The sequence below is a fragment of the Arsenophonus nasoniae DSM 15247 genome (genome assembly GCF_000429565.1).
Taxonomy (GTDB): Bacteria; Pseudomonadota; Gammaproteobacteria; order Enterobacterales; family Enterobacteriaceae; genus Arsenophonus; species Arsenophonus nasoniae.
On record NZ_AUCC01000202.1, the window covers coordinates 1 to 1,774 of the forward strand.

Annotated in this window: 2 protein-coding genes; both read left to right on the forward strand. The window is 32.4% G+C overall.

All coding sequences use genetic code 11. The annotated features are described in order from the left end of the window. Positions 1–210 precede the first annotated feature (210 nt). A complete protein-coding gene (locus tag G468_RS21830; protein WP_034250440.1) occupies positions 211–1,398 on the forward strand; it encodes a tyrosine-type recombinase/integrase in 1,188 nt (395 codons plus the stop codon). Positions 1,399–1,413: 15 nt separating this feature from the next. Beyond that, positions 1,414–1,638: a helix-turn-helix transcriptional regulator gene (locus G468_RS0117435; RefSeq protein WP_026824086.1), complete on the forward strand. Its 225-nt coding sequence runs from the start codon at positions 1,414–1,416 to the stop codon at positions 1,636–1,638. Positions 1,639–1,774: the final 136 nt, after the last annotated feature.

A 1,774-nucleotide genomic window follows, 5' to 3' on the forward strand; every position in this document is an offset into this window, starting at 1 on the left:
CAGGAGCAGGTTTCAGCTAGGACGAATTTTATAACAAAGAATGTAATATCTGCTAATTATAATGGATTAGCCGTCCTCGTGTTGTTTGTAAGATACTGATATAAAATAGATTATTCATTTTTTATTGTTCTCGTGTTTTTTCGTGTTTTCTGGTTTTTACACAACTCTGTGTATTGCAATGTGTATTGCAAATTGAAAAAAGGGCGCTACATGGCAGTCAACAAGCTCAGTGATAAAAAGTTAAGATCCTTACATGGTAAATTAAGCGAAAAACAACAAACTATTGCTGATGGTAATGGGTTAGCTATAAGAATAAGTAAAACAGGTACGATAAGTTTTGTTTTTTTCTTTCGCCTTTACGGGAGAAAGAGCGCGCCTATATGGTTAACATTAGGCAAGTACCCAGATTTAAGTTTAAAAGCCGCAAGGGAGCAGAGAGATAATTGTCGAATATGGTTAGCTGGGGGTAAAGATCCGAGAATACAAATCAAAATAACCAAAGATGATTTACTGAAACCTGTTACAGTCAAAGATAGCTTAGAATACTGGATTAATAATTATGCTCAAGATAAAAGAAAAGGCGCAAAATATATTCAAAGTTGTTTCATGAAACATATTTATTCCGATATTGGAGATATTCCATTGAATGATTGTTCGTTGTCTATGTGGGTTAACTGTTTCGATAGAATAAAAAAAGTTGCTCCGGTACAAGCAGGCGCAATGTTAAAAACAACAAAACAGGCTTTAAAATTTTGTAGGGTTAGAAAATATGCAATCAGCCATGAAATTGACGATTTAGATGTAAGTGATGTAGGAAAAAAATCAAATAAAAGAGAGAGAGTGTTAACAAAGGATGAATTAAAAGCGCTGTGGCATTATGTGAATAAAGAATATGATAATCATATTATCTCATATGAAAATAGAATTATTTTAAAATTTCTTATTGTCTTTGGTTGTCGTCTTTCTGAAATAATATTATCAACATGGGATGAATGGGACTTAGAAAATGATATATGGCGAGTCCCCCCTCATCATAGTAAAAATGGTAGAGAAATTATTAGACCCATTCCCTATAATTTTAAACAATGGCTATCACTATTAAACAAAGCAACTTGTAATAGAGAGAGGGTAATTGGTTTTAACATGCGTCAGAGTGCAGCCAGTATCAGCATGATAAAAATATGGAAAAGGCTTAATCATTTAGAAAAATGGACTCCACATGATATGCGAAGAGTAATCGCTACAAATCTTAGTGATAACGGATTTGAACATAATGTTATTGAACAATTACTTGGTCACACATTAACTGGTGTAGCGGGAATATACAATCGAAGTAAATATATGAATAGGAAAAGAGAAGCGCTTGTTTGGTGGGTAGATTATTTAAACGCATTATAAAAAGAAGATGGTTTTATGATACTAATATTAACTCGTGCTGAGATAGAAAATATGGATGAAATTGACCGATTAATTAAAGAAGAAGAATGTGAATGGTTAACTTCGCTAGGTAGAAATCATAGATATTATTTAGAAAAAAGGGGCAGATTTCCTTTAAAAATAAATATAGGACTACAAACCAGATTATACCGATTATCCGAAGTTCAGGCTTGGATAAAAGGCACATGGAAACCTGAATAACTAGAACGTATAAAAATTAAATGTCATGAATTGAACCCCGTTAATCGGGGTTTTTTTATTATGGAGAAGAAATAATGATAACGGTTAAATTTACTGAACCTACCAGAGAAGAAAGACAATTTATTTTAGATGAATA